Here is an 8136-nt window from a genome sequence, read left to right as displayed (position 1 = left end):
CTTGCAGCCTATTATATTACCGGCAAAACCGACACCCTGTTTCCATCCGCTGTATCCGGACGGTGAGGGATCAAAGGATTCTGCCGGTATTGCGCTCCACACGTATGGCCCGGTCATCATACAGACGCTCCATGTAATAATCCTTCACATTGGTGATTTCCAGGCCCGGCAGACCGTGCTGATTCATCCAGGCCTGGATTTTTGGAATTTGGGCAGGGTCACACGCCCGGGCCGTAAAAATTTTAACCCGGATGCCGTTGTCCACCATGCGTAGGACCATATCAACCATGGACGGTATGGGGGCTCCGATGCGACTAAGGGTTGAGTTCTCGTCCCAGACCGCCAGGGTTCCGTCCAGATCCACGCCGTACCAGGGGCCGGGGGAGGCGCTACCTGATACGGCATCCGTATTGTCGGGCCAATTCTGAACGATGCCTGTTAAAATTTTTTTTATGACTGACAGCATGACACCTTTCTCTTCAACAAAAGTATAGTATGGCATTGAAGAATCCGGAGTAAACCAAATTTAATGCGCTGATGAATCCATATTACTCCAGTCCGGTTTTAATATGTCTTCACTCTCGCCTGTTTCCGAAGGTATTTGAGATTCTAAATCCAGGGAAGGGGTGGCCTCGGGATTAAATATCATATTTTCCCCTTCATCTTTTAACCCCTCTTTTCCGTTCAATCCTGCAAGCAGGCTTTCAGCTTTATCCCTTTGCCGCGTATCAAGCGATATATATCCCAGAGCTGATTCCAGTTTTGTTTTGGCCTGAAAAAGCTTTCCCCGGTGGTACAGCACCATGCCCAGGTGATACTGGATCATTCCGTTTCCAGGCGTTAATTCTTCGGCCTGCTCCAGCATCCATTGCGCCTGGGAATAAATTTTTTTATGGTAATAGGCCCACCCGAGGGTATCCATGAGCCAGGCTTGGCCCGGCAGTGTGTCATAGGCTTCTCTTGCCAAATCAAGGGCCCGGTCAAAATCGGTCTCCTCTTCCAGCAGCAGCCAGGCCAGGTTTCCTTTAATTTCAGGGTGATCCGGAAAGGAATTAAGCGCCTGTTCCATCACCTGTGCGGCATCCGATATCCGTTGTTTTTTCACATAATACGCTGACAGCTTAAGCCACCCCCCGACATACTGCGGCAGCTTTGTTATGCATTCGGTCAGTGTTTTCTCGACGCCGTCATCCTTTCCTGTCGCTTCAAAAAGTGCTGCCTGCAAAAGAAAAAAAGGACCTGACACCTCTTTTTTCGCCATGGCTTTGTCTATATATGCCTGGCATCGGTCATAGTCTTTGAGCCCAAGGCAAATTTTTGCCGCAGTATAGTAAACAGCCGGATTCGCGTCATGACCCGCCAGCGCATCTATCTTTTCAAAGACCCTCTCTCCCAGGCCCTGATCTGAAGCGAGCCGGGCATACGCGTACAAGGCCGGATAGATGAGGGGTGCATCTTCAAAGACCTGGCTGTAAGCTGTCAGCGCTTCCTGCACCATGCTTTGGGCCTCAAAGGCCTGTCCCAGAAAAAAGTGGGCCGAAGCGCCGCCTCCCAGATGCCACGACTTGGACAAAGAACCTATTGCACAGGAAGGATCCCTGCGGCCAAGGGCGCAGAGCCCTTTGAGCTTCCAGGCCCGGGCACTGGACGGTTCCCGTCCCAGAAATTGATCCGCATATTGGTCTGCCAGGCCGTAATCCTCCCGCTTATAATTCAGCGCAGCCATGGCAAATATGGACTCCTCATGATCCGGGTCCAGCATCAGTGCCTGAAGAAACGCTTTTTCAGCCAGCTTACTCTGGCCCCCGGCAAAATAGGCCACGCCCATAAGATAATGGGCGGACACAAGGCCGTAGTCTTTGTCCAATGCGGTTTTCAGATATGACACGGCATGGGAGTACCGGCCCTTGAATAACCAGAATTTTCCCATCAGTAGATGATACCCCGGCGCATCCCTGCTTGCCTGGGCAAGTTGATCCAGCAGCTTTTCGGCGCCTGCCATCTCTTCAATCGCAAGATAAAAATCGGCCAGCATCATTTTAAATCCGGTATTTTCAGGATACTCGGCAATTAGTTTTTTTAAATAGGCCGCTGCCTTTTCTAACTTCCCGGCAACGCGATAAAACAGGCAAAGCCGGGTTTTAAATTCAAGGTCTCCAGGGTCTGAATCCACGGCCATGAGGAGATACCTTTCGGCCCTGGTATCATCTCCTGCAAGGGCATAATAATCTGCAGCAAGCATGAGATCCATGGGTGTTTTAATACCCTGGGTCCGGCAAAGAGTGACCATCTTTTCGGCCTCAAAGGCCTTTTTTTGTTCCTGAAAACAGATGGCCAGCTTGAGCCTGGGGCGAATCTGGGCGGGTAAAAGCGCTGCAGCTTTCTCATAAGCCGCTTCTGCCGTTTTGAATTCAGTCTGTAGCATGGCAAGATCGCCGGAAAGCATGAAAAGGAGGGGATCTGAATCATGGTTCTTGAGAAGCTTTGACAACAAATTTCCCGCCGCTGCCGTATCCCCGCGAACCAAGGCAATCCGGATAATTTGCTGTTGTGTGTCAACATCTTCGGGATTTTTTTCCAGTGCCTTTTTAAAGCATATCTCAGCCTGGTCCAGGTTGGACAATTTCAGATAAACGGCGCCCATCTTCGCATATACGCGGCCGGACTGCCCGACCGGCTCCTTTGCTCTTAGCCAGTATTGAAGGGCATCGGCATAATCACCGCGCTCAAAAGCCTGGTCGCCTTGATTCTCAAAATGATCCTGGGGCGTTCCAAACTCCCAGATCAAAAAACAGCTTACAAGGATCCCTATCATTAAAGCGGAAATCAACACGCCTGTGGCCGCAACAGCTATTTTTTTGCGTTTACGCGTCATCGTTTCACCACAATCAGACCGACCAGACTGATAACGGCCATAACAGCCGCCCAGGAAAGAATTTCAATTTTATTGTTTGCCAGAAACCGCAGCAGCTTGAGTCCCAAGGAAAAAATCCAAGGCAATTGCGTATCCCGGCCATAGGTTTGGTGATATGCGCCGCTGCCTACCGGATTTTTCGAATACGCCTCTTCTAAACTCAACGCCTCGTATTTTTCAAGGGCAGGCATTGAATCCTCCCTGCCTTTTTTTTCTGCCTGGACCGCCTGAAGATCTCGGCTCTCTTGAACAGGCAGGCTTACTTTTCCGCCGGTCTGAAAAAGAATCACCTCTGCCACTTGCCGTTTCAGCTTGTCGGCAGGCACCAATTCTTTCGCATCAGATACCTCTACCGCTTTTTTGTGGCTTTTTTTTGCCTCAAGATAAGGGATGCTCAAATCCTTTAACAGTTCGGCATTTCGTTTTTGTAGCGCCCGGTATTGCTCTATAAGATTTTTTAACCTGAGATTTGCCGCAATCCGGCGGTCAAGCGAGGCTTGAACGTTTGTCTCTGATGCGGATAAAAGATTAAAAGGAATATCAATCTTAAGCTCTCCGGCGCTTGCCGGAGATGACTCTTTAGAAAATGTTCTATACAAGCGGATTTCTGAGTCAGTATCCGGGGTATTCGGCAGAAAGGCATAGGTTTTGGACACCTCCTCTGCGATTCGGGGCGACTCGAAAACGGGACAATTTTCGCACGTGTCGGAAAAATGAAACCAGGCATATGTTTTTCCCTGGGTTAAGCACAAAAAAAACAGCGTCCCCAAAATGTTTAAAATCAAATATCGCGTCCGCATATCTCGTTCCATGTTCCTACAATGTCGAAATTTTTATTTCGTTGACAATACTGAGTATCCCATAATACAAATTGTATTTAACATTTGAGCGTTATCATAAAGTAAACAAAAAGCCAATTCACTTTTAAAGAGGTTGCTCATGAAAACCTGTTCCAAAATTATGTTAGTCATTTTCATCACATTGCTTACTTGCACCGGATTTGGATGCGCAAACAAGGACGAAAAAAAAGCAGCCCATGTAAAAAACGGTGACGAATACTTTGATGCAAGGGAGTATAAAAAGGCTGAAATAGAATATAAGAACGCGCTCCAGATAGACAATAAAGATACGGCAGTCCTTTTGAAGCTTGGCGACATATTCATGAAGACAGGCCAGTTAAAATCGGCCTTTGCGCTTTATTCCAGCGTAGAAAAACTTGATCCGGAAAATATTGAAGCCCTGGTGAAATTATCGAGATTTTATTTTCTGGATAAAAAACTGCCGGAAACCCAGGCCAGGATCGATAAAATTTTGAAAAAGGACCCCCAAAACCTGGACGCGCTCTTTCTCAAAGGACAGGTTCTGATCAGAAAGAAGCAGATTGAAGATGCCCGGATTGTTTTTGAAAAAATTCTTGAAATCCAGAACAGCCATGTGGGAGCCCTGCATACCATGGCCGCCATAAAAGCCAGCGAAAAAAAATTCGACGAGGCTGAAGCTTTTTTGCTCAAAGCTGTGGAATCAGGCAAAGATGCGACAACGGCCAGAAACGTCCTGGCCCAGTTCTATATTCTGCGAAAACAATTGGATAAAGCAGAGGAACAATTACATCTGTCAGCGGCAGAGCATCCTGAAAATCCAGGGCACCAGATTCTTCTGGGTAATTTTTACCTGAGAACAAAAAATTTCCAAGAAGCTGAGACCGCGTTTAAAAAGGCGGTTGAGATCCAACCGGACACTCCCCGGCCCATGGTTATACTGGCCGGATTCTATAACGTGACGGACCAAAAGGATAAGGCCCTTGAATTGTACAGGAAAGCCGCTGCCCTTGATTCTGAAGACAGCAACAGCCAGATGATCTTGGCAAGATTCCTGTACAAGGAGAAAAAAATAGACGAAGCGGAGAACCTGGTCGCCGGCATTCTCAAAAAACGGCCCCAGTTGCCGGATGCCAGAATGCTGAAAAGCGAAATCCTGATTTTTCAAAAAAAATATCAGGATGCGCTCAATATCCTGATCGCCCTTGAAAAGGAAGAACCAAATGCCCACAGGGTTCAATATTTTAAAGGCCTTTCTTATATCGGAATAGGGGAGCCGAACCAGGCGGCATCAGCCCTGGTCAAGGCGGTGGAGCTGAAACCGGAGTATACCCAGGCCCGGTTGCTGATGTCTGAAATTTATTTGCGCCAGCACGCCTATGATCTTGCCGTAAATCAGACCACCGCGGTAATTAAGCTTGATCCCAAAGCCTACCGGGCCTATCTGCTCCGGGGCAACGCCTATGTGGCCCTGAAAAAAATTAAGGAAGCTGAAGACGATTATAAAAAAATGATTGAAATCGGCTCTGACAATCCGGCAGGCTATTACCGGCTTGCCTACTTAAAATCTGCGCTGAGGCAATTTGACCAGGCAGCCCCCCTGCTGGAAAAGGCCTGGTCCCTGAACAACAAACTCATTGACGTATTTACCCTGAGAATCAGAAATGCCGTGGTCCAGAAAGAATTTGATACTGCCCATGCCCTGTGTACTCAGCAGATGGATGCATTCACGGATAACAATAATTTAAAAGCGCTTGTGCACAGCACCCGTGCAAATATTTATCTGGCCCAGAAGGATATGAAACAGGCAGAATCAGAACTGCTGAAAGCCGTTGACCTTGCCCCGGATTATCTGAGTCCCTACGGAACGCTGGCAAAAATATACCTGTCCCAGAAAAATATTGAGGACGCAAAAAAACAATATCTGACCATGATTGAAAAAAATGATAAACTGGCCCCGCCCCATATGTTGCTGGCCGTCCTTCTTGAAGCGGAAAACAAATTTGATGACGCAGAAACCCATTACCGTAAAGCCCTTGAAATCAATCCCAACTATGCCGCCGCCGCCAACAATCTGTCATTTTACCTGGCAAGCCGGACAGATAAATTTGACGAAGCCCTGGCCCTGGCAAAAACAGCGAAAACCCTTTATCCCGAAGATCCGAGCATCATGGATACGATGGGATTTGCCTATTATAAAAAAGGGTTGTACGGAAATGCCGTTGCCGAATTTTTGGACTGCCTGGAAAAACAACCAAACCATCCCATTATCCGCTACCATTTAGGGCTGGCGTATTACGGAAAAGGGGAAAAAGAGCAGGCACTCAAAGAGCTGTCCAAGGCCCTGGAGCTTAATGATAATTTCCCCGGGGCCAGTGACGCAAAAAAATTGATAGAGGAAATAACTCAATAAAATAAATCAGTAGTGTCCGGTTAGGTTTTTGCGTACATTTAAAAAACGCTGTTTTTGATACTTCTTTAGAATTTAGCTGGGGGCGCTTGCAAAAGCTGAGAAGGAAAAATTTTCCTGACCCTTGGAACCTGATGCGGGTAATACCGACGTAGGGAAGCGGATCATGCATCTTCAAGTAAGTGCCTACCTATAAAAATACATTATCTGCACCGGGTTGATAATAACGGTTTTTCTTCGGAGGTCAGCATGGATAAAAAAAGAAGTTTTGACGAATTTGCACAAGCATATGATGCGTGGTTTTTTGACAATATGAATCTGTTAAATTCAGAGGTGAACCTGGTCGCTTATTTTATGAAAGATGCGGGTGATACTTTTTCTGTAGGGTGCGGAAGTGGTCTTTTTGAATCAATCTTGAAAAGAGATTTTAACATTTCCATTCAGTACGGTCTCGAACCATCAGAGGGAATGGCTGAGATTGCCCGTAAACGCGGGATAAGTGTTGAGGTAACCACAGCGGAAGACGCCGATTTGGGCGAAGAACAATACGATACGATCCTATTCAACGGCACACCAAGCTATATCAATGACCTGCAGTCCGTGTTTCACAAAGCATATACTGCTTTGAGAAAAGGAGGTAAAATCGTGGTTATTGATGTTCCTAAGGAAAGTTCATACGCAACCATGTATAACCTGGCAAAAAGTGTCGAAACATGGGAACATCCATTATTGGAAGGAGTTCACCCAAGGGACCCGTATCCAATTGAATTTGTAAAGGTTGCAAACTGGCGTACAACTGCTGAGAAAGTCGAGATGCTTAAAACAGCAGGTTTTCAAGACTTTGATTATGCTCAAACGCTCACTAAACATCCGCTATACTCAAACAATATGGAAGAACAACCAATTCCGGGGTTTGACTGCGGTGATTATGTTGCCATTTGTGCCTTTAAGGAACGAGCACGAAATAAGATGGCCAATTAAAATTTCTAAACGTACGGCCGACAATGGCCGACTGTTTTGAAATGGTCGAGTTATTTAAGGCTCATTCCTAAAAAATAAAAATAGAGGAATCAGGGGGTGATGAAGAATATTAAAGCAGCAGGAAAATACACTCAAAAGATGTGGGATGCGGTAGCTTCTATTTATGAGGATACAATCGCTCATCCCTTCGTTGTACAACTGGCGAAAGGCACATTAGATAAAAATAATTTTGCACATTTCCTGTCGCAGGATATCCTTTATCTCAAGGATGATAATCTGGCTTTGGACCTGTTGGCCGAAAAAGCTCCCAACGAATCTGAAAAGCAATTCTTTCAAATGTTAGCCAAAGATGGGCTGGACATTGAAAAAGCCCTTCACAATGAGTTTCTGAAATATTTTGATATTGAGGAAGCTGAAGAAAAGTCTCCTGCAATTGAGAAATACACTTCCTTTCTGCTTAATCACAGTAAAAATTCCGTATTTGCTCTTGCTGCTGCGGCACTTTTACCCTGTTTCTGGGTGTTTAGCAGCGTTGGTAACCACATCTTGACCATTGCGGAAGCTGACAACGAATACCAGATGTGGATCGACACCTATCACAGTGAAGCGTACGAGCAATACACGCAAAGATTTATTGATATTGTAGAGCGGCTATCATCCGCAGCAGATGAAGAACTTCATCAGGAAATGTTGAAAGCCTTCACGCTATCAACACAATATGAACTCGATTTTTTTGAAGAAGTTATGAAAAAGTAATTGCAATAACCTTTAGCCGATTGTGATCGTCCCTTTCTATGGGATTGGTTATCCAACCATATTTTTCATTTCCAGGATATGTTTACATGCGATCGCCCTGGAGATTGAGTCTGAATCTATTGACAGAAAAAGATCCAACGTATATGGTCTTAAAAAAATATAAGGGGAGAAATAGTTTAATGATCTTTAGCTTCAGCAAAAATTTTTATTTTAGCACTCGATTTTATAGAAAGGACAGCCTGCCTGTGGACAACTGA

6 protein-coding genes and 1 riboswitch are annotated in these 8136 nt (G+C 45.9%); of the genes, 3 read left to right on the top strand and 3 right to left on the bottom strand.

The window, feature by feature from the left end; genetic code table 11:
- Window positions 1–70: 70 nt before the first annotated feature.
- The 3 genes from AB7U36_RS13800 to AB7U36_RS13790 are packed head-to-tail and all read right to left on the bottom strand — an operon-like array spanning window position 71 to window position 3570.
- Window positions 71–502, bottom strand: coding sequence for a hypothetical protein (locus AB7U36_RS13800; RefSeq protein WP_428160327.1), 432 nt, complete (start codon window positions 500–502; stop codon window positions 71–73).
- A 24-nt stretch (window positions 503–526) separates the two neighbouring features.
- Window positions 527–2875 (bottom strand): tetratricopeptide repeat protein, encoded by a 2349-nt coding sequence (locus tag AB7U36_RS13795; protein ID WP_428160326.1) that lies wholly within the window; start codon window positions 2873–2875, stop codon window positions 527–529.
- A complete protein-coding gene (locus AB7U36_RS13790; RefSeq protein WP_428160325.1) occupies window positions 2872–3570 on the bottom strand; it encodes a hypothetical protein in 699 nt (232 codons plus the stop codon). Before AB7U36_RS13790 ends, AB7U36_RS13795 begins: the two co-directional genes overlap by 4 nt.
- Before the next feature lie 283 nt (window positions 3571–3853).
- Here AB7U36_RS13790 and AB7U36_RS13785 point away from each other — a divergent pair, with 283 nt between their 5' ends.
- From AB7U36_RS13785 to AB7U36_RS13775, 3 genes are all read left to right on the top strand, one after another.
- Window positions 3854–6145 (top strand): tetratricopeptide repeat protein, encoded by a 2292-nt coding sequence (locus AB7U36_RS13785; protein ID WP_428160324.1) that lies wholly within the window; start codon window positions 3854–3856, stop codon window positions 6143–6145.
- Between the two features lie 68 nt (window positions 6146–6213).
- Window positions 6214–6317, top strand: a riboswitch (TPP riboswitch).
- Window positions 6318–6391: 74 nt separating this feature from the next.
- On the top strand, window positions 6392–7123 hold the full coding sequence (locus AB7U36_RS13780; RefSeq protein WP_286817567.1) for a class I SAM-dependent DNA methyltransferase: 732 nt from the start codon (window positions 6392–6394) through the stop codon (window positions 7121–7123).
- Between the two features lie 99 nt (window positions 7124–7222).
- Window positions 7223–7879: a TenA family protein gene (locus AB7U36_RS13775; RefSeq protein WP_287125323.1), complete on the top strand. Its 657-nt coding sequence runs from the start codon at window positions 7223–7225 to the stop codon at window positions 7877–7879.
- Window positions 7880–8136 lie beyond the last annotated feature (257 nt).

The organism is Desulfobacter sp. (genome assembly GCF_050177295.1).
This window is presented reverse-complemented; position numbering and strand designations above follow the sequence as displayed.